Origin of the sequence: Streptomyces sp. NPDC088246 (genome assembly GCF_044741025.1) — a bacterium.
In the GTDB taxonomy this organism is placed as follows: domain Bacteria; phylum Actinomycetota; class Actinomycetes; order Streptomycetales; family Streptomycetaceae; genus Streptomyces.
On record NZ_JBIURV010000054.1, the window covers coordinates 16,080 to 41,062 of the forward strand.

The 24,983-nt window shown below is 66.5% G+C and carries 15 protein-coding genes and 2 pseudogenes; 12 read left to right on the plus strand and 5 right to left on the minus strand.

Going from position 1 to position 24,983, the window contains the following annotated elements; translation table 11 throughout:
• Positions 1-11: 11 nt before the first annotated feature.
• From ACIPEK_RS39110 to ACIPEK_RS39125, 4 genes are all read left to right on the plus strand, one after another.
• Positions 12-2,465, plus strand: coding sequence for a hypothetical protein (locus ACIPEK_RS39110; protein WP_402006508.1), 2,454 nt, complete (start codon positions 12-14; stop codon positions 2,463-2,465).
• 42 nt (positions 2,466-2,507) lie between these two features.
• Entirely contained in the window at positions 2,508-3,542 is a 1,035-nt protein-coding gene (locus tag ACIPEK_RS39115) for a LamG domain-containing protein (protein WP_402006511.1), read from the plus strand.
• A 321-nt stretch (positions 3,543-3,863) separates the two neighbouring features.
• Positions 3,864-10,277: an RHS repeat-associated core domain-containing protein gene (locus ACIPEK_RS39120; RefSeq protein WP_402006514.1), complete on the plus strand. Its 6,414-nt coding sequence runs from the start codon at positions 3,864-3,866 to the stop codon at positions 10,275-10,277.
• On the plus strand, positions 10,274-10,711 hold the full coding sequence (locus ACIPEK_RS39125; protein ID WP_402006517.1) for an Imm1 family immunity protein: 438 nt from the start codon (positions 10,274-10,276) through the stop codon (positions 10,709-10,711). The genes ACIPEK_RS39120 and ACIPEK_RS39125 overlap by 4 nt, the downstream gene beginning before the upstream one ends.
• Here the strand turns inward: ACIPEK_RS39125 and ACIPEK_RS39130 are convergent.
• The 3 genes and pseudogenes from ACIPEK_RS39130 to ACIPEK_RS39140 all read right to left on the minus strand — a co-directional run bounded on the left by ACIPEK_RS39130 (position 10,633) and on the right by ACIPEK_RS39140 (position 15,691).
• Positions 10,633-11,496 carry a transposase family protein gene (locus ACIPEK_RS39130; protein ID WP_402006520.1) on the minus strand — a complete coding sequence of 288 codons (864 nt, stop codon included), beginning with the start codon at positions 11,494-11,496 and terminating at the stop codon, positions 10,633-10,635. The two genes, ACIPEK_RS39125 and ACIPEK_RS39130, sit on opposite strands and share 79 nt — an antisense overlap.
• 335 nt (positions 11,497-11,831) lie before the next feature.
• Positions 11,832-12,101: pseudogene (locus ACIPEK_RS39135) on the minus strand (hypothetical protein); the annotation flags it as partial.
• 488 nt (positions 12,102-12,589) lie between these two features.
• Entirely contained in the window at positions 12,590-15,691 is a 3,102-nt protein-coding gene (locus ACIPEK_RS39140; protein ID WP_402006523.1) for a Tn3 family transposase, read from the minus strand.
• Between the two features lie 197 nt (positions 15,692-15,888).
• Here ACIPEK_RS39140 and ACIPEK_RS39145 point away from each other — a divergent pair, with 197 nt between their 5' ends.
• The 8 genes and pseudogenes from ACIPEK_RS39145 to ACIPEK_RS39180 all read left to right on the plus strand — a co-directional run bounded on the left by ACIPEK_RS39145 (position 15,889) and on the right by ACIPEK_RS39180 (position 22,366).
• On the plus strand, positions 15,889-16,806 hold the full coding sequence (locus ACIPEK_RS39145; RefSeq protein WP_402006526.1) for a hypothetical protein: 918 nt from the start codon (positions 15,889-15,891) through the stop codon (positions 16,804-16,806).
• A 6-nt stretch (positions 16,807-16,812) separates the two neighbouring features.
• On the plus strand, positions 16,813-17,535 hold the full coding sequence (locus ACIPEK_RS39150; RefSeq protein WP_385139238.1) for a hypothetical protein: 723 nt from the start codon (positions 16,813-16,815) through the stop codon (positions 17,533-17,535).
• Entirely contained in the window at positions 17,532-18,005 is a 474-nt protein-coding gene (locus tag ACIPEK_RS39155; RefSeq protein WP_402006529.1) for a hypothetical protein, read from the plus strand. Before ACIPEK_RS39150 ends, ACIPEK_RS39155 begins: the two co-directional genes overlap by 4 nt.
• A gap of 450 nt (positions 18,006-18,455) precedes the next feature.
• Complete coding sequence (locus ACIPEK_RS39160; protein WP_402006532.1) at positions 18,456-18,635, plus strand: phosphoglycerate mutase family protein; 180 nt, start codon at positions 18,456-18,458, stop codon at positions 18,633-18,635.
• Positions 18,598-19,179, plus strand: a complete 582-nt coding sequence (locus tag ACIPEK_RS39165; protein WP_402006550.1) for a histidine phosphatase family protein — start codon at positions 18,598-18,600, stop codon at positions 19,177-19,179. Before ACIPEK_RS39160 ends, ACIPEK_RS39165 begins: the two co-directional genes overlap by 38 nt.
• 98 nt (positions 19,180-19,277) lie before the next feature.
• Positions 19,278-20,399 (plus strand): IS630 family transposase, encoded by a 1,122-nt coding sequence (locus ACIPEK_RS39170; RefSeq protein ID WP_402006535.1) that lies wholly within the window; start codon positions 19,278-19,280, stop codon positions 20,397-20,399.
• Positions 20,400-20,441: 42 nt separating this feature from the next.
• Positions 20,442-21,224, plus strand: a complete 783-nt coding sequence (locus ACIPEK_RS39175) for a class I SAM-dependent methyltransferase (protein WP_402006538.1) — start codon at positions 20,442-20,444, stop codon at positions 21,222-21,224.
• 150 nt (positions 21,225-21,374) lie between these two features.
• Positions 21,375-22,366, plus strand: a pseudogene (locus ACIPEK_RS39180) (IS5 family transposase).
• Between the two features lie 232 nt (positions 22,367-22,598).
• Here ACIPEK_RS39180 and ACIPEK_RS39185 read toward each other — a convergent pair.
• A complete protein-coding gene (locus ACIPEK_RS39185; protein WP_402006541.1) occupies positions 22,599-23,828 on the minus strand; it encodes an IS4 family transposase in 1,230 nt (409 codons plus the stop codon).
• Positions 23,829-23,984: 156 nt separating this feature from the next.
• Positions 23,985-24,983: IS701 family transposase (locus tag ACIPEK_RS39190; protein ID WP_402006544.1), on the minus strand; the 999-nt coding region annotated here is incomplete at its 5' end.

The following is a 24,983-nucleotide window of genomic DNA, read 5'->3' on the forward strand; positions in this document are numbered from 1 at the left end:
GTGTAGAGGTTGTGGAGGAGCGCACCGAGCGGGAGACGGTGTTCGCGAATCCTGACGGGACGACGTTCACGCTGGAGAAGTCGATCGCGCCGGTGCGGGTCGCCGCCCAGGGCGGTGGCTGGGTGGATCCCGATGCGACGTTGGTGGAGAAATCCGACGGTTCGGTCGGTCCGAAGGCCGCGGCCGTGGACCTGTCGTTCTCGCCGGGCGGTGCCGGGGCGAAGCTGGTCACGATCGCTGAGGGCACGCAGTCGGTGTCGCTGGGGTGGCCTGGTACCTTGCCCGCTCCGCGGCTTGATGGTGCACGTGCGGTGTACGAGAACGTGCTGCCCGATGTGGACCTGGTCCTCACCGCGACGGTGGAGGGTTTCCGTCAGGTTCTGGAGGTGAAGACCCCCGAGGCTGCGGCGAACCCGGCGCTGGACCGCATCGAATACCAGCTCGGTGCGGAGAATTTGACGGTCCAGGCCGGCGCCGGGGGCGGAGTGGACGCCCTGGACGGCAACGGCCGTCCGGTGTTCCGTTCGCCTGCGGCACGGATGTGGAACTCCGCGGGAGACGACACCGCCCCGATTGTTGCGCAGCGCTCGCTGTACCTTGCCGGACCCGCTCAGGCCGATGCGGGCGAGGTTGTACCTGCGGGCCCTGCGGAGGAGGGTGACCCGCTGGCCGGCCCTGGCGCGGGTGACGCGTCCTCGGTCCTCGGCCTGGCTGTCACCGACAGATCCGTGACGGTCGAGCCGGACCCTGAGCTTCTGGCAGCCACCGACGAGGCGGACTTTCCGCTGTACATCGACCCGTCGGTCGAGCTCAACGAGTCGGAGCGCACCGTGCTGTCGTCGGATGGCGATGTGTTCTGGAACTTCTCCGGCGGCGACAACGGTATGAGCGTCGGCAAGTGCGGATCCGCAGTGATCGGCGGCATCTCCTACTACTGCGGCAACGGCTATGTGAACCGGATGTACTTCGAGTTCGACCCGGGCAAGCTGAAGGGGAAGCACATTCTGGACGCCACGTTCCGTGTCACGGAGACGTGGTCGTTCTCCTGTGACGCGCGGTGGGTCGATCTGGAGCGCACGAACAACATCTCGCCGTCATCGAAGTGGCCCGGCCCGACGAAACTGGACCAGATGGGCGACCGGAATGTGTCCGCGGGCCGCGGCAGTAACTGTGATCCTTCCCAGCCGCGCGCAACGATCAAGTTCCACGACTACGCGCCGGAACCGGACGAGAACCTGACGCCGACCGTCCGGAGCTTCGCCGACGGGAAGATCTCGCGCCTGACGCTGATGCTGATGGCGAAGGACGAGAAGGACACCGTCTCCTGGAAGCGGTTCGATGACGACGCGATTCTGAGCGTCGATTACGTCGGCAAGCCTGCGAAGCCGAGCGCCATCGGCCTGGTCACGGGATCCAGCCAGACCTGCACGACCACAGAGTCTGCCCCGGCGATCGCCACCGACCCTACTCCCGCACTGACCGCCACGGCCCAGACGGAATCAGGCGGGGAGTCAGGGGCCAGCCTGCGGATCGTCATGGCTCTGGACAAGAAGACCGGCACGACCTGGACGAAGGCGGTGGGAGACATGCTGGTGCCGTCCAGTCCGGTCGGTGACAACGTCAAGGTCACCGCGTCGCCGTCCACCGCGTTGGAAGAGAACACGGTGTACCGCTACCGGGCCTGGACCCGGTCGTACTACGGTTCCGAATGGCTGTCCGGCCCGTCGAACGCTTCCACAACCGGCTGGTGCTACTTCAAGGTCGACAGCAAGGCTCCCAAGCCCCCGACCATCGCGTTCAACAAGACTGCCCCGTACACCCCGTGCACGGCGAACGACTGCGTCCCGGGAGGCAAGCCCGGTCAGGCGGGGTCCTTCACCCTTGGCCCGGCAGCGGGGGACGTCAATACCGCCTACCGGTACAAGCTGTCCACCGACACCGCGTGGTCGCCCTACGTGTCCGGTGCGACCGTGACGGTCGCACCGGTGCCTCCGACCTCGGGCACGATGACCCTGCAGGTGGAAGCGAAGGACACCTACGGTCCAGGAGCCGCCAACTCCGTCGAGTTCGTGGTCAAGGAGGGTGACGGCCCGGTCGGACGATGGAACTTCCACGACACGGGCGCGGAGGCGGTCGATTCCTCCACCACCGACCCCAAACTCCAGGACAACGCCACCCTGACCGGCGGCGCGACCCGAACCGACCAGGGACGCCGCGGCGAAATCACCGTCACCCCGGCCACGGAAACCACACCGGCGGTCAAGGCCACGGACAGCGGCCTCAGCCTCAACGGCACCACCGGCTACGCCGCGACCGCCGACCCCGTCATCGACACCCGCGCCTCGTACACGGTGGCCGCGTGGGTCCGCCTGAACACGGACACACGCAACGCCACCGTCATGGGTCAGGACGGCGTGAACCGCAGCCCGTTCCTGCTGGGCTACGAGCAGAGCACCAAGAAGTAGTCCTTCCGCGAGGCCGACACCGACGCGCCCGCCGACGGGACATTGTCCTACCAGCGGGTCACCTCCAAGAACCCGGCCGTTCCCAAGGTATGGACCCACCTGGCCGGTGTCTTCAACGCCACCGACAACACGATCAGCCTCTACGTCAACGGTGAGCCGCAGGGCACCACACCGTTCACGACGCCATGGGCGGCGACCGGACGTCTGCAGATCGGCCGCGTCCAATGGTCGGGCACATACACGGACTACTTCCCGGGCGTGATCGATGAAGCAGCGGCGTGGCAGGAGGCACTGACCGAGGTACAGGTGAAGCAGGAGAGCACGCTGCTCGACGCGTACGGAAAGCCTTCCGCGGAACTCGTCGCCTCATGGAACCCCGCTCAAGCCACTGGCACGTCGCTGGCCAACAGCGCATCGGGTTATGGCGGCACCCTGTCTCTCTCCTCGGGCGCCTCGCTGGTCGACGACGAACTGGTGCTGGACGGCACCTCGGGTGCCGGGACCACGCCGGGCCCGGTGGTTGATGACTCGGGGTCGTTCACGGTGACGACACAGGCAGTCGTCGACGCCGCCAGGATCGTGACGAAGCCGGACGGCTACAAGGCCCAGATCCTCGGTCAGCGTACGGCCACCGGATCTTCTTGGAGCCTGTGGTTCGAGAAGACCGACACACGGCAGGAACCCGAGTTCGACGAGAACGGCGAACCAGTCCTCGACGAGAACGGCAACCCGGTGAACAAGACTGTTCCGGTCGGCCGGTGGCACTTCGGCCGTCTGACCGCCGACGGCACAGGAGCATCGGTCGTCAGTAAGGAAGAAGCCGTCCTGGACTCCGAAGTCCGCCTCACGGGTGTCTACAACGCCCAGGACAGGACTATCCAGCTCTATCTCACCTCGGATCCCCAGGGAGACGACGCCATGGCCTACACCGCACAGGTCGGCAGCGGCGAGTTCTCCGCCGGTAAGGGATATCTCGGAGCTTGGGGTAACTACCTGCCCGGACGGATCGGCGACATCCGCCTCTGGGCGGGAGCAATGAGCGACGGCACACAGGTATACGACGTCGTCGGAACCTGACACCGCCCCGCTGCTCTGTCAGCTCGCCACGGGGCCGGCCATCACGGCCGGCCCCCGCGGTCCCACCATCCCGCTCCGCCCCAGCGCCGCCTTTCGCCTATCGGTGACCGGCCTCTTTCCCGGAGAGAAGACGTGTTCGTTTCCAGACCCTTCCCCGCGTTCCTGAAGCGCGGCGCAAGACGCCAGCCCGGCACCGGGACCAGGAAGACCCGCATCCCCTTGGTCGGAGCACTGGTTCTCGCACTGTCCATTCCAGCAAGTCTCACTCCCCTTGCCGTTGCGGCGGATCCGCTGGGACGCCCGGAGGTTCCAGCGCCCAGGGTGAGCAAGGTCAAGACGGTCTCCGCGCTCGGGGCAAAAGAGGCCCGAGAGCGGGTGGCGAAGAACAGAGCCACCAACAGCAAGCAGGCCGCTCAGGCACGCAGTGAGCGGGCCGCCCACTGGCCGAAGGCTTCACACAGCACACAGAAGATATCCGGCAAGCCCGCGACGGCCACCGTCTCCGTCACCGCACCTCGTCCCGTGAAGATCTCAGCACGCAACGGGAAACCGGCCGCTGCTGCCGCAGGCATTGCCACGGTGAACGTGCTCGACCAGAAGGCATCCCGCAGCGCGGGTATCACCGGCGTCGTGTTCACCGCCGCAGCTGAATCCCCTGGTACTGCCGGAATCACCGTCGACTACTCCACCTTTGCCGATGCGATCGGCGGCCACTGGGGATCCCGCCTCGGCCTGGTATCCCTGCCCGCCTGCGCGCTCACCAGCCCGCAGAAGGCCCAGTGCCGTACGCAGACGCCCGTCCCATCCCGAAACGACGCCACGAAGCAGACCGTCTCCGCACAGGTCGCCGTGCCGCAGGCGACCGCGGCCAAGGGCGGACCGTCAGCAGCGGGTGTCTTCGCCGTGACGGCGATTGCCGCTGCTCCAGCATCCGGGTCCGGTGACTACAAGGCGACCCCGCTGACCGCCTCCTCCAGCTGGGAAGCAGGCGGTTCGTCCGGGGCTTTCACCTGGTCCTACCCGATCAGCGTGCCGCCCGCAGCAGCGGGCCCCGCCCCCTCGCTCTCACTGTCCTACAACTCCGGCAGCACCGACGGGCGGACCGCGAACACCAACAACCAGGGCTCCATGCTCGGTGAAGGGTTCGATCTCACCTCCTCCTACATCGAGCGCAAGTACGGCTCGTGCGAGGACGACGGCCAGAACGACAAGTCCGACCAGTGCTGGAAGTACGAGAACGCCTCCCTCGTCCTCAACGGCAAGGCCACCGAACTCGTCAAGGACGACACCAAGGGCATCTGGCACCTGAAGAACGACGACGCCTCCCAGGTCACCCACGAGACCGGCGCCGAAAACGGCGACGACGGCGACAACATCGTCGACGGCAAGGGCGACGGCAAGGGCGAGTACTGGAAGGTCGTCACCGGTGACGGCACCACCTACACCTTCGGCCTGAACAAACTCTCCGGCGCCGGCACCGAGCGCACCAACTCGGTCTGGACTGCCCCCGTCTTCGGCGACGACGCCGGAGAACCCGGATACTCCTCCGACACCAGCTTCTCCGGCCGCGCCAAGACACAGGCATGGCGCTGGAACCTCGACCTCGTCACCGACATCCACGGCAACGCCTCCACCTACTGGTACAAGGCGGACACGAACCACTACGCCAAGAACGGCGACAAGACCAAGCTCGCCGCCTACACCCGCGGCGGCTACCTCGAAGAGATCAAGTACGGACAGCGCTCCGACACACTGTTCACCGGCAAGCCCTCCGGCACCGTGGAATTCACCTACAAGGAACGCTGCACCGCCACGGACTGCTCCTCACTGACCGAGGACACCGCAAAGAACTGGCCCGATGTCCCCTTCGACGCCATCTGCACAGCCGATGAGACCGACTGCCTGCCCACCGGACCCGCGTTCTTCACCCGCAAAATGCTCACCGGCATCAACACGAGCGTCTGGTCCACAGCCGCCGAGCCCGACGCATACAAGCCGGTCGACAGCTACAGCCTGACCTACCAATTCCTGGACGGCGCGGACATCGGCAACCCGTCCGACAAGACCCTCACCCTCAAGACGCTCCAGCGCACCGGGAAGAACGGCGGCACCATCACCGTGCCGCCGGTGGAGTTCGACTACCACATGCGGCCAAACCGCGTGGAATCCGACGCCGACAAAATCGTTCCGCTGACCCGCCCCCGCATCAACACCATCACCACCGAGACCGGCGCCATCACCACGGTCACGCTCTCCGAGCCGGAGTGCGTCCGCGGCAGCAAGATGCCAAAGGCCGAGGACGACAACAACCTGTCCTGCTACCCCGTGTACTGGCCCGCCAACGGCGGCGACCCGCAACTGGACTGGTTCCACAAGTACAACGTCATCTCCGTGTCCACCTCGGATCCGGCCGGCCAGAACGAGGCCGTGGAGAACTTCTACACCTACGAGAACCCTGGCTGGCACTACAACGACGACCCCTTCACGCCTGAGGACGAGCGCACCTGGTCCAGCTGGCGCGGATACCAGAAAGTCACCACCTACACCGGCGACACCAGGCACCCGCAGTCCAAGACCGTCCGCCTCTACATGCAGGGCATGCACGGCGACAAACGCCTGAACACCACCACTACCCGGAGCGCCACCGTTGCCGGCATCGACGTGGCAGGCCTGGACGTATCGGACGCCACCGACTCCGACCAGTACGCGGGATCCCTGCGTGAGGAGCTCACTTACAACGGCGCCCAACCGGTCACCGTCACGGTCAACAACTTCTGGAACCAGCTGACCGCCAGCCAGCAGCGGTCCTACGCCAACGCCAAGGCGTACTTCGTGCGCACCGGTCGCACCTACGCCTACACCTACCTGCCCCTCAGCAACACCTGGCGCCGCAGCTACACCTCGCACACCTACGACGACACGTACGGCATGGTCACCCAGTCCGAAGCCATCGGCGACCAGGACAAGACCGGGGACGAGACCTGCACCCGCATCTGGTACGCGCGCAACCCCGACAAGGGACTCACCAGTCTCGTCTCCCGCACCCGAGTCGTCGGATCCGCCTGCCTGAGCTCCGGGGCCGTCATCACCGACGACAAACTGAACCTCCCCGCCAACTCCAAGACGCGCGGTGACGTGCTTTCCGACACCGCCGCCGTGTACGACGACGCTGCCGCCACCGGCTGGTCGGCCTCCCAGTCCCCGACCCGAGGTCTCGCCACCTGGACCGGCAGAGCCAAGGCATACCCGGCCGCGATCGGTACGAACGACCGCACCCCTGCCCTCAACGGCGGCTGGCAGACGGTCACCAAGACCACGTATGACACCCTCGGACGTCCCCTTAGCATCACGGACGCCAAGGGCAACGCCACCACCACGACGTACTACCCCGCAGCGGCCGGCCCGCTCACCTCCACCGTCGTCGCCGCCCCCAAGCTCGCTTCCAACGGCCAGTCCCACAAGACGTACACCTACGTCGACCCGGCACGCGGAACGGTAACCAGCACCCTCGACGCCAACGTCAAGAAGACCGAGAACAGCTACGACGCACTCGGCCGCATCACCGACACCTGGGCACCCAACCGCAACAAGGGCACCGACACCCCGACGGTGAAGTACGACTACAACTTCGCCCGCGGCAGCCAGCCCTGGACATCGGTCTCCACCATCAAGGCCGACGGCAAGAGCTACCAGGCCACCTACGCCATCACCGACGCACTCCTGCGCCCACTCCAGACCCAGACCGCATCGCCCCTCGGCGGCCGGATCCTGACCGACACCCGCTACGACTCACGCGGCCTCGCCTACGAGACCTACGCCGACATCTACGACAACCTCAACGCTCCGGACGGCAAGTACGCCCGCGCCTCCTACGCCCACACCCCGGCCCTGACCCGGACCACGTACGACGATGCAGCACGCCCCACAACCAGCACGTTCACCGTCCTCGGTGAAGACCGATGGTCGACCACCACCAGCTACACCGGTGACTCGACCGCCACCACGGCGGTCAAGGGCGGCAACGCCACCCGCACCATCACCGACGCCCTGGGCCGCACCGCCGAGACCCGCACCTACGCCGGCACCGAGCCGAAAGACACCGCGTACGGCGCCACGACCGGCACCGCCTACACCCGGGTGAAGTACGACTACACCCGCGACGGCAAGCAGTCACAGATCACCGGCATCGACGACGCCAAGTGGACCTACACCTACGACCTGTTCGGCCGCCAAACCGACACGACCGACCCGGACAAGGGCGCCTCCAGCACCGACTACACCGACCTCGACCAGATCGACTTCACCACCGACTCGCGTGGCGCGATACTGCTGTACGGGTACGACGAGATCGGCCGCAAGACTGACCTGTGGCAGACCACGAAGACGGACGCCAACAAACTCGCCCACTGGAGCTACGACACTCTCCTCAAGGGCAAGCCTGACGCTTCCACCCGCTACGTCGGCGGCACCACCGGCAAGGCGTACACCAAACAGGTCACGGCCTACGACACCCTCGGCCGCGCCACGAGCACCGACGTCCTGTTGCCGGCCGACGACTCGCTGGTCATCTCCGGCGCCGTAAAGGACAAGATCACCTTCGGTACTGACTACCGACTCGACGGCGCCGTCAACAACACCAAAGAACCCGGCATCGCCGGACTCCCCACGGAGATCGTCCAGCCGAAATACAACTCCGTCGGCCTGACCACAGAACTCTCCGGAACCAACACCTACCTCCTCGGCGTCACCTACTCCGCCCTCGGCCAGGCCGAACAGCTCACCCTCGGCGCCGGCGCCAAGAACACCTACATCACCAACAAGTACGAGGCAGGCACCGGCCGACTCACCCGCAGCCACGTCACGGACCAGACCCACCCGTACATGCTGCAGGACCTCAACTTCACCCAGGACGACGCCGGCAACGTCCAGTCCATCTTCGACCCCACCACCCTCGGCGGCACCACCAAAGCCGACAACCAGTGCTTCACCTACGACGCCAACCGGCGCCTGACCGAAGCCTGGACCCCCAAAACCGCCGACTGCGCAACCGGTGGCCGCACCACCGCCAACCTCGACGGCGCCGCCCCGTACTGGACCAGCTACACCTACAACAACGCCGGACAACGCGACACCGAAACCATCCACACGGCCACGGGCGACGCAGCCACCTCGTACGGATACAAGACACCGACCGGCCAGCCCCACCCGCTCGTCAAGACCACGGGCGCCAAGACCGCCACGTACAAGTACGACGATGCGGGCAACACCACAGGACGCCCCGGCACCCAAGCCACCCAGACCCTGGACTGGAACACCGAAGGCGAACTCGCCTCCACCACCGAACCAGCAGCCGGCACCAAGCCCGCACTGGGCACCACCTACCTCTACGACGCCGACGGCGAACTCCTCATCCGCCGCGCCACCGGAGACGGCGACACCGTCCTCTACCTCGGCGCCACCGAAGTACGCCTCACCACCAAGGGCGCAACCAAAACGGTCTCCGGAACCCGCTACTACAGCGCCGCAGGCCAGACCATCGCGGTCCGCACCGCAACGGCCGGCACCGCAGGCAGCAAGCTCAGCTTCCTCGCCGCCGACCACCACGGCACCAGCAGCATCGCCACCGACGCCACCACCCAGGACGTCACCAAGCGCTACACCACCCCCTTCGGCGCACCCCGCGGAACGAAGCCCACGACCTGGCCCGACGACAAGGCCTTCCTGGGCAAGCCCGCCGACACCACCACTGGGCTTACACATATCGGCGCCCGCGAATATGACCCCAGCGTCGGCCAGTTCATCAGCGTCGACCCTGTACTGGACCCCGATCAGCACCAGTCCTTGAACGGGTACGCGTACGGCAACAACACGCCTGTGACCTCCGCTGACCCCACTGGAATGTGGATCGACGACGGCACAGGCCACAGCGAGCCCCGGCCCGACGGTCCGGCGGGGCCGCCAAGCCCCACTCCGGGGACGTCCGGAGGCACTCATGGCAGCGGCAGCAGCGGTGGCACGGCGACTACTGGCAGCGATGGTCCACTCCCGAGCCCGAGTGCGGGGCCGGAACCATTCCCCGGTCCGTACAAAGGCGCAGGTATCAAGGACCTTCCACTTCAAGCTCTCAAGTGGGTCTGGAAGCAACTCGGTTTTGGTCCACCCGAGATGTACCTCATGTGCCAGGTGGATGGCACGTGTGAGTACCTTCCGCTCAATGAGGCTGTCCTCCCTTGGAGCCCTGGGGGCGCGAGTCGTCTTCTAGGAAATGCAAGCCACGCTGGCACAGCCATTAGCTTCGCGCAAGCGGTGAAGGCCGCGAAGGAATCGATTAAGTCGATTCCCTTCAAGAAGGGTGGGCCAACCGCCGGACTAGGCGTCGCTGCCGACGGGCAGATCTACGCCGTCCAGAGCGGAAACAAGGCGCTCGACAAGGAACTGTTGGACATCGCCAACAAAAGGCTCAGAGAGGTGGGAGTCACGAGGGGTACGTCAACCTCGGGCAGTGCTCACCATGCTGAACAGAAATTTACTGCGTTCATGATTCGGGACAACATCAAAAAGGCCGAGATCGTCATCAACAAACCTGGCGGGCCGTGCATGGAGCCAATGGGTTGCGATCAAGTACTTAATGCCATGCTGGGTAACAGGGAACTCACGGTACACTGGCCGAACGGGCAAGGTGGCTACAGGTCGTGGACTTATGGAAATGGCAAAGTAGGGATGGGTGGAAAGTGACGCACAACAGGGTTCAGGCGTACTATCACGTACAGCATGCAGACGAACCATCGGTAATCCGAACCCCCGAAGATGTCGATGCGCTGATCGACGCTCTTGCTACGGGCGACGAGTTCGAGAACTCGGCTATTCTGCACAGTTCGGAGCGTGAGCTTCTGCCGTCAGGATTTCCAGATCACGAGTTCAGGGTTGGCGCTGACGGGAAACGGCAGGTAGGGGTTCTGAGCTTCATGGACGAGAAAAACTACGTCTCGCTCGGCTCTTCGGCAGGTAACGGAGGGGAGGTTACCTACTATGTCGCAGAGAATCCGACCGATTTTCCCGAAACTGCAGAAATCCCCCTTTCTCTGGTGCGTCAGGCCGCAAAGGAATTCCTTTCTTCCGGAGGGCAGCGTCCAACGTGTGCCCAATGGCAGGAGCCAGAAATCTGGTAATCCCCGTCTTCGTCCTGTATCCGGTGATAGAGATGTCCGTCTGGTTCCGTCAGATGATCGACGCGCTTCTGTAGCACAGACAAAGTGAGAGGGCTCCTCCGAAGGTTCCGGAGGGGCCTCTCGGCTGTTTGACGACAGTAGTTGGCGGCAACGTCAGCGGAAGAGGGTGGCGCAGGGTGGCGGTTCATCGCCGTCGGAGCGTGCCGTCTTGGCTTCAGGTTTGCGAAGCCATACTCGACGGCCGCGCGTTCACGGCTGAGTAGGCGGTTGGCCTCCTTCTCGGCGTCGGTGAGCCGGTGGTTATGGGTGGCCTTGCGGCCGGTGATGATCACCGGGTTGTCAGGGTCGTCGTCCAGGCAGACGAAGCCGAGGTCGGCCAGGGCCCCGAGTTTGGCCTCGCGGAGATGCTCGGTGATCTTGTTGTGGCGGGCGGTGGCGATCTCGCTGGACCGCCCGGGCTTGGCCGCGGAGATCCAGATCAGGTTGCCCTTCTCGTCGGTGAGCGCAAGAAACAGCAGGCCGTGGGACTTGTGTTTCCCGCTGTAGTTCTTACGGTTCTCTGTCCCAGTGCGCCGGCGGGTGCGCACGAGGGTGCCGTCCAGCAGGACGACCACCCCGCCATCGTCGGCGATCTTCTCCAGGGCGCGGTCCAGGCATGGTGCCTGCGCGGCGAGCAGGGTGATCAGCTCGTCGCGCCCGCGGCGGACGGTGGACTCGGACACGTTGTTGCCGCCGGCCATGTCGGCCAGGCGCTGGTCATGCCGCAGCACGGCCAGGACGATCACCGCAATCCGTCCGGGCGGCAGGATCCGCCACCTGGCCTTAGCCTCGATTCACCGACGTGGTTTCGAAATGATCTGCGAGGGTTTTTGGGGCGGGGCCTCGGACTGTCAGCTGAGTGCGGGCAGGGTGTATCCGCTGGTCTGCCCAGCTTTTCCACGATTCGGCTTGGGTCGGGCCCTGGCGGGCGGGGTGGGGAGTGGCGTCAGGGTGTCTCGGGCGGCGCGTGGACGGTGGCGAACGGTTGTGCCCACGCGTCTTGCCAGGGCCATCGCTGCGGTAGGTGCAGGGTGAGGCGCCGGGCGGAGCGGGCGATCCGGGCGGGAACGTGGACCACCTCGTCCCGCCACGCAACACCGGCGAGCCAGGCCGGCTTGGCGATCCCTCGCAGGGCCTCCGCGGACGCGGTGCCATCCCCGCCCTGAACCCCGATCCGGTCGAGCCCACGCCGCTCGATACGCACCCACGTATCGCGGTCCGTACGCGCCCCCACACACCGCCGCTTACGCACCACCGTCTCGCGATCGAGGCGCACCCCCAGCATTCACTCCGCACGATCCAGTACGCCTTCCACAGGCTCTTTGCGCAGATCCACCGAACGCAGCGTTATACGCCAGAACGTACCAAGCCCCAGCCACAGCAGTCCGCCCCTCGAGGCACCTTGACGCCAGCCCATCGGGGCCTTCCTCCGGAGTCCGGACGGCCAGACCGAGTCCGCAACAGCGCCAAAGAGGATCTACACCCCGCTCAGAAATGCTCCGCTGGCCAGCCACGATCCACGCGGGTGACGGCCTCGCCCCTACCTGAACCGAGCGGTGCGCGAGCCCGAGAGCCGTCAGGTAGGGGCTGGAACGCCGTGACGGGGTGCTGGGCGAGGGATTCGCTGGGGTAGCCGAGGCTGCGACGCCGAAGATTGCTGAACCGTGCGATAGCCCCTATCAGTGCAGGTCAGAGTGAGGTCATCGACTGCCGTAGCCGAGTGCGAGTCGCAGGGGCGATGCGGAGCGGACGGAAGCTGACGGATTCGGCGCATCGACTGTCTATTGATCACGAAGTCGAAATGGCGTACTGCGTGAGCGTGGGGAGCGCCGCCGCGGATCAGCTGGCGTCGGGGCTGTCGTCCGTCACGTCGTCAGGGCCGTCGTCCAGATCCTCCACGGCCCGCATGGAGCTGTCGGACAGCTCGGGCTTCTCGAAGGCGTATCGCCCCTTCATGTGGATGTGCCTGTAGAGGAAGGGACACAAGCTCCGGATGACTTCGTCGGGAACGGGCCGGAGGTGGCTAGCTTTCTTCTGGAGGAACAGGTCGATGTAGGCGGTGTTGAACAGCACCACCATGTTGACGATCAGCCCGAGCGCGCCGAGTTGTTCCTCCATTCCGGTCTGGTAGCGGTGGATGCGGTCTTCGGTGCCGTGGTAGATCTTCGCGGCCAGCGTGTGGCGTTGGGCGTGGCGGCTGCTCTGGTTTTCGATCTGGCGGCGGTAGTCGGGGTTGTCGATGAGGTCCAGGATGTGTGCGGCCTTGGAGATCTTTCCGTAGTGGGCGAGCGCCTTACCGACGGGCGTGGGGCGGCCGTTGCGGACCACCATGCGGATCGCGTCCTCGGATCGCACGAGGCCGAGGTGGACCGCTCCGACGAGACGGAGCATCTCGTCCCAGTTCCGTTCGATGAGAGCGGAGTCGATCTTGTTGCGGGTGGCGTGCTGCAAAGGGCCGTAGTCCTCGGCGGAGGCGGTGTCCATGCGCGCGAGGGTCATGTCGGTGATGTCAGCGGCCGTAGGCGTGTAGGCGTAGCCGGAGAGCGCGAGGAGGCCGAAGATGATCTCTTGATGTGGGCCTGCCTCTGCGACGATCTTCTGGGGTTCCTGTCGGCGATTGTGGTGACGGGTGCTGGTGGCTTTGAGAGCGCTGGTACGGCGGTCGTTGAGGACATCGAGAACGTGCAGGCAGGTGTGGACGGATCCTGCGACGACCTTGGTCGCGAGTCCCATTGCCTGGCCGGATAGCAGGGTGAGGTGGGTGACATGCGGGGTGCCGTGGGGAGAGAGGCGGGCCTGGATGGCTGTCGGGGGTGCGACCAGGCGCTGGCCGTCCACGGAGGCCATGTGGCCGCCGTTCCATGATGCGGCGACGTCGAGTTGTGACTGCCGTGCCAGCAGGCGGTTGTTGAGTGCTTCCAGACGATCCGGTCGCAGGAAGTTGTCGATGACGTAGGTGACGTGATCTCTGTTCAGTGCGGGGAAGTTGCCGGCGACGGCGTCGACGCCGACGTTGCAGCCGAGCGCCACCAGGGCTGCGGACAAGGTGACATCGAAGTCCGGGTGGCGGGGGGCTAGTCCAGTGGGTGTGGTGAACACCTCGGTGCCCTTGGTCCACGTGAGGACTTCCAGGAGGAGTTGAGGCAGGTCGCCCTTGGGCAACCATCCGGCGAGTTCCGCGGTCACCTTGCGCAGCCTGGGGTCCGGAGGGAGCGGCGACGTGGACAGAAGTAGCCGGCCGCCATCGCCGAGCTCGACTTGTTGGCCTTTGGGCAGGCGCTCCGCGACCGCACGGGTCTTGGCGTGGAGTGCTTCTCCCAGGCGCTTCAGGTGGGCGGCCGGGTCCAGCGGAAGCCCCAGGCTCTTGGCCACCGAGGATCGCTTCTCGGCCCACTCTGCCCCCGCTGGCAAGCCTGCCTCGGGGTTGCCCCACTTCGATGCGCCCTCGACGAAGATGTCGCGCCGTAGGAGCCGGGAATGGAACTGCTCCACCACGCAGAACGCGTAGGCCGCGGTGTCGACCGTGTCGGGCGCAAGGTGGGGAGCGTGGAGAGCCAGCTCTTTCCACGACCCGGTCAACAGGCTCTCGTCGATCTCGGCGCGGCTGGCCACGGGACGGTCGATCAGGTCGGTCAGCGACCACAGGGCATGCAGGACGTGTTCTGCGTCCGGGGTGGTAGCCCTGTAAGGCAGCCCTCCGACGATGTGCGGCAGGTACGCGTGCAGCACGGCAATCCGCTTGATCATCTTCGCACGGCGAGCCTCTTCGGAGTCCGATCCCGACGAGGGAGCCAGATCACCCACCACCGCGGCGGCGGCCTCCAGCGCGGACAGGTCGTCGATCCGAGCGAGGAACTGCCCCACCATCATCGTGTCCGCCGCAGGTGGGAGGACTTCTCCCGTCGCGGTGTCGACTTGCTCACGCCTCGTGTCGAGCAGGGCTTGGATCGTCTCCTTCAGGACGTTGGCAGCCTGGGCAAGATCCGGCCAGGACGCGCTTCGTTCCTTGGCCGTCTTGCGTTGTGCTTTTCCGATGAGCTCGTTGGCGATCAGGTGGACCATCATGTCCACGGCGTCATCCGCGGCGGTCTCGGTGAGGCGGCCGACTGCTGCGACGGTCGCGGCTCGCCGTTTCGTCCTCTGCGCCTCATGGTCTGCGGCAAACCGCGCAAGGTGCGACAGCCGTCGGGGGGAGAAGGCCCGGGTGTCCACGAACGGCAGCCCGAGAGAGCGGACCTTCTTGTTCCGGTCGAAGGCGCCCGCGAGGTTCGGCCAGGTGGGCTTGCCCGGTCCTCGCTGCATCTCGGCCAACGGCGACTTGCGTTCGCTGTCCGGAACTGCCGTCAGTCGATCAAGCTCGGACAGCCGATCAACGTACGGGCCCAGGAGCGCCTGCCACATCTCCTGGTCGGCCTCCCCTCGTACTGATCGCACCAGGTCGGTCAGGGTTCGCTCACCTGGCAGCTCGATGTGCTGTTCCCGCAACCAGGCGATCGCGAGCCGTAGAAGGGCCTTGACTCCCTCCTCCGTGTGCTTGGCACGCGAAGCCAACTGGACCTTCAGCGCGCCCTCACCCTTGCCGTACGGCTTCCAGTGGCAGACCGACCTGATCTCCTGGGCGTGACGTCGCGTCAGCCCGTCGTGCTCTCCGTACGTGAGCAGGATGTTCATGCCGTCGCTGATGTCGAGCTGGGCCGCCACGTGCTCCACGACCGACTGCGGCAGTGACGCGAACTCCTGCGGCTTGGGAAGCCGTCCCAGATAGCGCAGGCAGGTGAGCTGGATGGCGAACCCCAACCGGTTCTGCGGTCCGCGCTTCACGAGAACCAGCTCGACCTCGGACTCGGTGAGGTCGAAGAGGGTCAGCAGTTCCTCGGGCAGGTCTCCTTCTGGAAATGACGGGTACTCCCGGCCCAGGGCGAAGCTCGGGCTTGTGCTCATCTTGTACGCCTCACTGCAAATCCGACTACGACGACGTGCAGATTCGAGGCATCCGGTGCGGCCAGTCAAACCGCTGCGCACCCGGTTCGGCGCCTAGCACACGGTTCTGCATGATTCGTCGTCGCAGACATTTCGCCTGGTCCGATCCGGGGATACGCAGCGCTCACGGCAGCTGAGGCCGCCTACGGTCCTCGGCCATGGAGAACGTATGGATCGAGCCGGACGGGACCACCGATCCCGGCTACACCGAGGAACAGCTCAGCCGCGCGAGAACCTTCGCCGAAAAGGACATCCGGGCATCCCGGGCGCAGCTGGCGGCCCGCTTCGGTCTCGGTGACGTCTGCGCCGAGATCGCCGATGGGGCGCCGCCTGGCGCAGGTTTCGCCTTGGAACAGCTGGCCCAGCAGCTCGGCTACGCGCCGGACACACTGGAGAAGTACCTGCGGGTTACCCGCCTGGCGGGGACCTCGCTTCGCGAGCGCCTACTCGCCTCCGCCATCCACGTCCCGTGGAAGTGCGTGACCACCGCTTGCGTCGCCGCCCCTGAAGAGCGTGCCCGACGCGTCCAGTTGCTGCTCGAACGGCTGGACAGCGCGGAGCGGGCGGGCTGGCCAGTGGCACTGGATGCGGCACAGTACCGCGAGGCGTTGGGCCTGGCGGGCGGGATGGACTCCGGGGCGGAACCTCCCGGTGAGATCGTTGCGCAGCTCGACCGGAAGGAGGTCCGCGAGGCCGTCCTGGCCGAGCTGACCAAGAGTCCGGCGGCAGTGCTGGCCGTGCTGCGGGAACCGGCAGTGCGGGCGGTCCTGAAGGACCAGGACGTCGCCCGGTATGTGCGCGCGCAGATGCGGCCGGCTCCCGTAGCGGACGAAGCGCTGCTCGACGAGCTCGTCGGTAGTGAGGAACACGATCCGCACGCCGACTGGACCATCCGCTACTTCGGTCTGGCCCACAAGGCCAGAGAAATCCTGCTGCTCGGTCCCGAGGACTTCGTGGACGTCAACGACCCCGAAGTGTGGGAGTCCGTCGAGTCCATCCGTGACTCGGTCACTTCCTGGGCCGACCGGGTCCTACAACAGCGCCCCCGCACCATCCGACTCCTGACGGGAAAGTAGAAATCCATGCCCAGTGCCGCAGGCCGCTACTCCAACACCGTGCGCGACGTCCTCGACCGTGAAGCCCTGCGCTGCATTCTCGCGGGCGGGAGCGAGAGTGAGCAGTTCGCCCGGCTGCAGGGAATCGTCCGGTCGAAGGTCAAGGTGCTGTCGGTCGAGTACCACGCGGTGTTCGACCGCGCGGTGAAGTCGATGTGCACCACCTCCTTCAACAAGGTCTCCAAAGAGATCCGCGTCGCCGCCTTGGCCGGACCACCTGGCCCCCCGCACAACGAACGCGCCCCCCAAGGCCCCGACTGCGGCACCACCCCCGCCGACCCGGACGGCGTAAGCGTTCCCGGCCCACGCGCTGGCGCCACCGACGACAACGTCGTCGCGAAGGTCGTACTCGGCGAAGGCGGCGAACTGACCGAGAAGACCGCACGGCAGCTCGTACTGCAAGACCTCGACCGCATCATCGACGTCCTGCCACCTCTTGCCGAACGCGACTTCAGGGAGGCCGACCGACTCGACCAGCAGGCCAAGGAGTCCACCCAGGGAGCGAAGAAGCACCGACTCCGCGGAAACCGCATCCTCGCCCTGGTCAAACGCTACGACCGCCTGGTCGCCGGCATCGACAACCTTCCCGGCATCTTCACCGTCGCCGACCTGCTCACGGAAATCGGGCCGCAGGCCCTCGGCCTGGAAGAGGACGACGCCGAACTCCTGCGCTACGCAGGTGCCCTGTGACCGAGTCTGCATGGCACAAGGAGATCAAGGGATGGGGCGTGGTCACCGAGATCTCCCTCGGCAACCGCCGCGCCGACTGCCAACTGCATTGCGGTAAGCGGGCTGAGGTACAGGCCCGCCCGCTTCCCCCCGCCGAGGTCACCGGCCGGGAAGCACACACCGACTTGTGGATCCTGGACTGCCGTGCCGCTCACCGCGCACGGCGCCTCATCGTCTGGAGCGACCCGCACTTCGGCACGCTGTTGCGCTGGGAGCGCCCCTGGCAAGGCTTCGCCATCTCCAAGCGCCCTGTCTTCCTCAACCTAGAGCTCGATCTCCGCACCGGCCACGGCGCCTTCCTGCAAGTGACCCGCTGGGTCTTCGACGGCTCCCGGGCCACGGGTACCGGCCAGATCCACACCGCCAGTGCCCTCAGATCCTGGATGCGCTACGGCCTCCCTCCCACGGGCCACCTGGCAGTGGCCCTATGAACTCGCCCCCCTCCCCCGGTCAACGCCACCGCACCGTCACGATCGAACTAGACGGCCTCCTGCAACAGCTGCCGGCCGAGTACCACCCGACCGGTCCCCTCGTGGGGCGCATGGTAACCGCCCCTGCCTTCCACGCCCGGTCCCCGTTCGGCGAGTGCCCAGTGCCAGTAGCCATGCCCCTGCACCGGCCCACCGCGCGCACCGACCCGCGACTAATCGTCGTGGATGACCTGTCCGAGCAGTGGGTCATGGGCTTCAGAATCCATTACCACCAACAGCTCTACCGCATCACCGGTTTCTACCCCCGATAGCCGCACCGGCCTTCGCGGAGCGGCACGACTGAACTGCCATGCCTTCTGGCGCACTTGACAGGTGGATCGTGCGCCGTCGGGATGCTCTGCACGCCGAGGCCCTCTGCCTGAATCGAGGGCGGGACGCGAGCATGGCGTCATGCGCCTGATTCTGATCCGCCATGGCCAAACCCCGGCGAATGTCGCATACACCATGCACACCACCCTCCCCGGTCCCCAGCTGACCCGCCTCAGTCAGCAACAAGCCGCTGCTCTTTGTCAGCACCCTCGCCAACGAGAAGATCGACGCCCTCTACGCCTCCACCCATCAACGCACTGAACTCTCCGCGGCCCCCCTCGCAGCACCCCGCGGGCTACAGGTGCTGATCCGTGACGGGATCCGGGAGGTCTCAGCCGGCCACTGGGAAGGTGCGAGCGACCACGCCTCCCACAGCGCGTTCCTGGAGTTCGTCTTCGGTTGGCCCACCGATCCCACGACCCGCGTACCCGGCGGTGAGAGCGGTCTGGGGGTGCTGGAACAGCTCGACGGCGTCGTTGACGAGGCCGTACAAAGCGGCGTGGGGACGGTAGCAATGGTCAGTCACGGCGTGGCGATCCGGGTCTGGCTTGCCGCCCGTGCCGTCAACTTTTCTGTCCGAGACGTAATGCAATGCGAGTTGGACAACACCGGTGTCGTGATCGCCGACCGCAGCGTTGAAGGGACCTGGCAGGTCTGTCCTGGGCCGGACTACCGGTCGGGCCGGCCGGCAATGAGCCGTGGGATAGCGGCCCGTCAGGCCAACCGATATAGCACGGCCAATTTCAAAAGAACCGCACCCAAGCCACCGGCACCACCACGCCCCCGTGTAACCCACGCCCGATGAACATCCGCTGGCTAGTGCTCTGACCACGTAGGTTCGCCGGGTTGGGTGTCCGAGCGGTGAGATGAGCGGTGACGTCCGATCTGACCGCTTGGGGTGTGGTGGCTGAGCCTGTCCGTGTGCGCAGGTTGACTGACCAGGAGGGGCAGAAGCTGCAGCAGATCGTGCGCCGGGGCAGCACCAGTGCGGTGCGTTACCGGCGCGCGATGATGTTGCTGGCCTCGGCTGGCGGGAACCGGGTGCCGGTGATCGCGAAGTTGGTGCAGGCCGACGAGGACACGGTCCGGGACGTGATCCACCGGTTCAACGAGATCGGTCTGGCCTGCTTGGACCCTCGGTGGGCGGGAGGCCGTCCCCGCCTTCTCAGTCCTGACGACGAGGACTTCGTCGTCCAGACGGCCACCACCCGACCGACCAAGCTCGGGCAGCCTTTCACCCGCTGGTCCATCCGCAAACTCGCCGCCTACCTGCGCCTCGTACACGGCCGTGTGATCCGGATCGGCCGCGAGGCGTTACGGTGCCTGCTCGCCCGCCGCGGCGTCACCTTCCAGCGCACCAAGACCTGGAAGGAATCCCCCGACCCCGAGCGCGACGCCAAGCTCGACCGGATCGAGCACGTGCTGGAGCACTTCCCGGACCGCGTGTTCGCGTTCGACGAGTTCGGCCCGCTCGGCATCAGGCCCACCGCCGGGTCGTGCTGGGCCGAACAGGGTCGGCCCGAGCGGCATCCCGCGACCTACCACCGTACTCACGGGGTGCGCTACTTCCACGGTTGCTACTCGGTCGGCGACGACACGCTCTGGGGCGTCAACCGGCGCAAGAAGGGGGCCGCGAACACCCTGACTGCGCTGAGGTCAATCCGGGCGGCCCGGCCAGACGGCGCCCCGATCTACGTCATCCTGGACAATCTGTCCGCCCACAAGGGCGAGACCATCCGGCGCTGGGCAAAGAAGAACCGGGTCGAGCTGTGCTTCACCCCGACCTACGCGTCCTGGGCCAACCCGATCGAGGCCCACTTCGGACCGCTGCGGCAGTTCACCATCGCTAACTCCAACTATCGCAACCACACCGCGCAGACCCGAGCCCTTCACGCCTACCTCCGCTGGCGCAACGCGAACGCCCGCCACCCCGACGTGCTGGCCGCCCAACGCCGCGAACGCGCCCGTATCCGCAGCGAGAAGGGCATCCGCTGGGGCGGCCGAAGTCAGGCAGCCGCTGCCTGAACTGCCCGCACTCCCCGGCGACCACGCACTACGGTGGGATACATGTCCGAGCTCTCCGTGCGGGATTTCTACGACGATTTGGCCCACGACTACCACCTGATGTTCCTGGACTGGGACGCAAGCATGGCCTACCAGGCCAAGGTATTGGGCGGGCTCCTCCGCCAATCTCTCGGCGCGGGACCACACACCGTCCTGGACTGCTCGTGCGGGATCGGCACCCAGGCCATCGGCCTGGCCCTGGCCGGGCACCAAGTCGTCGGCAGCGACGTGAGCCCGGTCGCCGCCGCGCGCGCCGCCGCCGAGGCGGCGGCCCGGGGCAGCCGGCTTCCGGCAGCTGCGGCTGACATGCGCCAACTGCCTTTCAGAGAGACGTCATTCGACGTCGTCCTCTGCGCGGACAACTCGCTCACGCACCTACTCTCCGGGCAAGATCTCCGGACGGCACTCCTCGGCATGAGACGAGTACTCCGAGACGACGGACTGCTGGTGATCACCGTCCGGTCCTATAACGAGACGCGCCAGACCAGACCCACGTCGACACCTCCCCAGGTCTCGCAAACACGCGACGGCCAAGCGATCACCTTCCAGCTGTGGCACTGGCACGAAGACGGCGAACGCTACGACCTGGAGCACTTCCAGCTCATCCCCGCAAAGAACACCTGGCAGGTCCGAGTCCGCCGGACCACCCACTGGGCGCTGACGCCCCCGCAGCTGACAGAGTTCGTGACTGAAGCCGGCTTCACCAAAATCGCCTGGCACAGTCCGGCCTCCAGCGGGTACTACCAGCCCGTGCTCACCGCACAGCGCGCTCCCTCAGCGCAGTAGCCCAGACATCGGCTCCGCCCTGCCTAACTTTCCGATCATCCATGGCAAACCGGTGAACGTTGCCGGTCACAGCACTAGGGCGTGTGTGAGGTCATGATCAGTATTCGTATTCTGCTGCCGCGCCGGGGTGGATCGCGATAGGACGGCGGTGTGACGCGCCGACAGTTGAACGATGACCAGTGGGAACTCATCGAGCCGTACCTGCCGATCGGCGAGTACGGCCCTTACCCGGTGAGGCTGCGTGACCAGTTCGAGGGAGTGATCTGGCGCTTCCGGTCCGGCGCTCAGTGGCGGGAGATGCCCGAGGAGTTCGGCCCCTGGCCCACCGTCTACGGCCGTTTCCGGGTATGGCGGGACGCGGGGGTGTTCACCGCGCTGCTGGAAGGGCTGATCGCTGAGGCCGCCCGGCAGGGGAAGACGGACCTGTCGCTGGTCAGCGTGGATTCCACGACCGCCCGCGCGCATCACGACGCCGCCGGGATGCGCATCGGTCCCGAGGTCATGGAGGCCCTGGAGGAAGCCGTGCGCGAACAGGAGCAGGCCCGGCAAAAGGGGGCGGCCGCGAGGAACAGAACGGACAGGACGACGGAGACGACCCCGGGCGGGAAGAACGGCGACGCGTCCGGCGCAGACGCAGAGCCCGTCTGGAACAGGCCCTGCTCGGCAGATCCAGAGGCGGCCTGACCTGCAAGATCCATCTCGCCTCCGACCGCAGGTGTCGCCCGCTGTCGATCGTGGTGACCTCCGGACCGGCCGCCGACAGCCCGCAGTTCGTCCCCGTCCTGCAAAAGGTCCGCGTCCGGCTGCCCGTCGGCCGCCCGCGCACCCGGCCCGCCGCCGTGGCCGGGGACAAGGCCTACTCCTCCCGCGCCAACCGCGCCTACCTGCGCAGACGCGGCATCAAGGCCGTCATCCCGGAGAAGAAGGACCAGTCCGCCCACCGCAAGAACAGAGGCAGCAGGGGCGGCCGGCCCGTCACCCACGACGCGGATCTCTACAAGGACCGCAACACCGTCGAGCGCATGATCAACAAGCTGAAAGCCTGGCGAGGCATCGCCACCCGCTACGACAAGAGCCCCGAGAGCTACGACGCAGGCCTCCACCTCCGGGCCTCCATGATCTGGATCAACGGCCTCACATAGACGACCTGGTGATCACGACCTCACACACGCCCTAGTAGCAATACCGGTGATTTAGGTGTTCTTCTGGCGTCTGCTGGCGGGTTTGGTGGGCGGGATGAGTGTGATTGCTGCTGCGGGTGGTCGGGGTGGGTTGCGGTGGTGGGTGTGTTTGAGGTGCCAGTTGGCCATCTTGCGTTTGATGACACGGGGGTTGGAGCGTTGCCTGCGGGGTGGCAGGAGTCGTTCCAGCAGCTCACGGTTGGTGTGAGTCAGGGCTCGACTGAGTCGTGAGGGGGGAAAGTGCCGCCTGGTCGGTGACGTGGCGGCGGGCGATGCGAAGGGTGCGGGTGAAGGACAGCCTGTCGGGGTCGAGGCCGGCTTGGTGAGCGGTGTGGTGCATGACGTCCCGAAGTGCGTGGTGGACAAGAAGGAAGCCGTAGATTTCCTGCTCGACGCCATCGGGGTACTGCGAGCGGAGGACGAGGCGGTGTCCGCCCTGATGGGTCTTGATCTCGTCCAGGGTGTTCTCGATCTCCCAGCGCTGATGGTAGAGGCCCGCCAGGTCGGCCGCAGGGGCCTCCTGCGGGTTGCAGATGGTCGTGATCAGCCGGTAGACCGTGTCGTCGTCACGGCCGAGGGTGTACTCGATGACGCGGACCCGGACCGGATCCCGGCGCTTGCGGTCACCTGCCGCAACGATCTCGGACAGGTAGGAGCCGTCGTCGAAGGCTTCGAGGACCGGGAGCACGATGTTCTTCCGGACGCGCCACAACAGGTCCGCGCCCGTGCCCGAGGCGGCCCGCCACAGCTCGAAGCCGGTGATGCCGCGGTCGGCCATCAGCAGCATTCCCGGCTCGAGCCGGCTCAGCAGGGCGGGAATCAACTGCTGTTCATGAACCGACAGCGGGCCGGTCGCCGCGGCGAACACCGCGTGTGTCCCGCACTCCACCAGCGCAGCAACCCTCACCTGCGGGTAGGCACTGCGCTGCTGTCCCCTGCCCGAGCCGGGACGGCCGAAGGAAGCGCTGTTCGCCCCGGTGTCCGGCACATCGAAGACCGTGCCGTCCACCGCAACCAGACGCCACCGCCGATACCAGGCACCAGCAGTGTCCTCAACGGCCACCGGCCGGCACACTCGCGCGAACAGCACCTTCAACGGCTCCGGCCCCAACCGCCGACGGGCCCGGCCGATCGCCGCTGTCGTCGGCACCCGCCACGGCTTCTCCCACCGCCGCACCCGCTCCAGCCCCTGCGTCAGCAGCCGGGCCACCTCCTCATAGCCCTGCCCGGAGAACAGACACATCGCGAGCACGAAATAGACCACCACCCGGGCCGGCAACAGCCGCGACCGCTGTTCCAGACGCCCACACCCAACAACCACCTCATCCACCAACTCGGGCGGGAACACCCGCGTCAGCACACCCAGAGCGATCCGGTCCGACAACCGCTCACCCGACGACTTCACCTGTCCAGGCCTTGGCACACCACACCCAACGACCCACCACCAACAAAGTCACCGGTATTGGCCCTAGTAGGGCTTTGTTAGGTTCGGGGGTTGGTGCGGGTTGGCCGCATATCGAGCAGGCGCCGGTCCAGGTGGCCAGGAGGGCCTGGAGTTCGCGGAGGACCGCGTAGAGGGTCAGGCCGGCGCAGGGGCTTTTGGGTCGAGTCTGAGCAGGGTGCAGAAGGCCTGGGCGAGGGAGGTGAGGGTGACGTGGCGGTGCCAGCCGAGGTAGTTGCGGCCTTCGAAGTGGTCCAGACCGAGGCCGTCTTTGAGCTCGCGGTAGTCGTGTTCAACTCTCCAGCGGATTTTGGCGATTCGCACCAGCTCGCGCAGTGGGGTGTCGGAGGGCAGCGTTGAGAGCCAGTAGTCGGTGGGCTCGGCGGAGTCGGGTGGCCACTCGACGAGCAGCCAGCATTCGGGCAGGGAGCCGTCGGCGGCGCGGCGGATGGACCGGTTGGCCGGGCGGACCCGTAGGGCCAGGAATTGCGAGCGCATCTCGGCCCGTGGGTTGTGCTTGGTGGCCTTGCTGCCCTGGCGCCAGGTGACGGTGCGGGTGACTGCTTGTCCGGCGGCCAGGGCCAGCGCGCGCAGGGTGGTGTGCGGCTGGGGGTAGGCGGACACGGGAGGGCGGCCCTGCCCGGAGTACGGCGGACGCTCGGGCGTGGCGTCGCCCGGGTGGGCGGTCGTGGTGGCCTTGACCGCGACCGCGTAGGTCAGGCCGCGTTCGGTCAGGCCCTCGCGAAAGCCCGTGGCGTCGCCGTATCCGGCGTCGGCGACGACCGGAAGGTCGGGCAACTCCCAGTCCCCGCGCACCTCGTCGAGCATGTCCAGGGCCAGGCGCCACTTCTCCCGGTGCCCTGCGGTGTCCGGGATTCCGGCCTTGGCCCGGCGGCGCTGGATCGCCTCGGCCAATAGCGGGTCTTCGCCGTGCTTGGTGTCGTCCCAGTTCTCGGGCAGGAACAGGCGCCAGTCGACGGCCGAGGAGGCGCGGTCGCTGACCAGGTTCACACTGACCCCGATCTGGCAGTTGCCCCGCTTGCCCAGCGCGCCGCAGTACATCCGCGCCACCCCCGGCGAGTCGTAGCCGTCCTTGGGGAAGCCGACATCGTCAATCGCGTACGCCTCGGGCGAGAT

What these genes read in the sequence shown, in the direction of transcription:
- ACIPEK_RS39140 (WP_402006523.1), bottom strand. Translation starts at nt 15,691, where the DNA reads ATGAGCACAAGCCCGAGCTTCGCCCTGGGCCGGGAGTACCCGTCATTT.
- ACIPEK_RS39145 (WP_402006526.1), top strand. Translation starts at nt 15,889, where the DNA reads ATGGAGAACGTATGGATCGAGCCGGACGGGACCACCGATCCCGGCTAC.
- ACIPEK_RS39150 (WP_385139238.1), top strand. Translation starts at nt 16,813, where the DNA reads ATGCCCAGTGCCGCAGGCCGCTACTCCAACACCGTGCGCGACGTCCTC.
- ACIPEK_RS39160 (WP_402006532.1), top strand. Translation starts at nt 18,456, where the DNA reads ATGCGCCTGATTCTGATCCGCCATGGCCAAACCCCGGCGAATGTCGCA.
- ACIPEK_RS39175 (WP_402006538.1), top strand. Translation starts at nt 20,442, where the DNA reads ATGTCCGAGCTCTCCGTGCGGGATTTCTACGACGATTTGGCCCACGAC.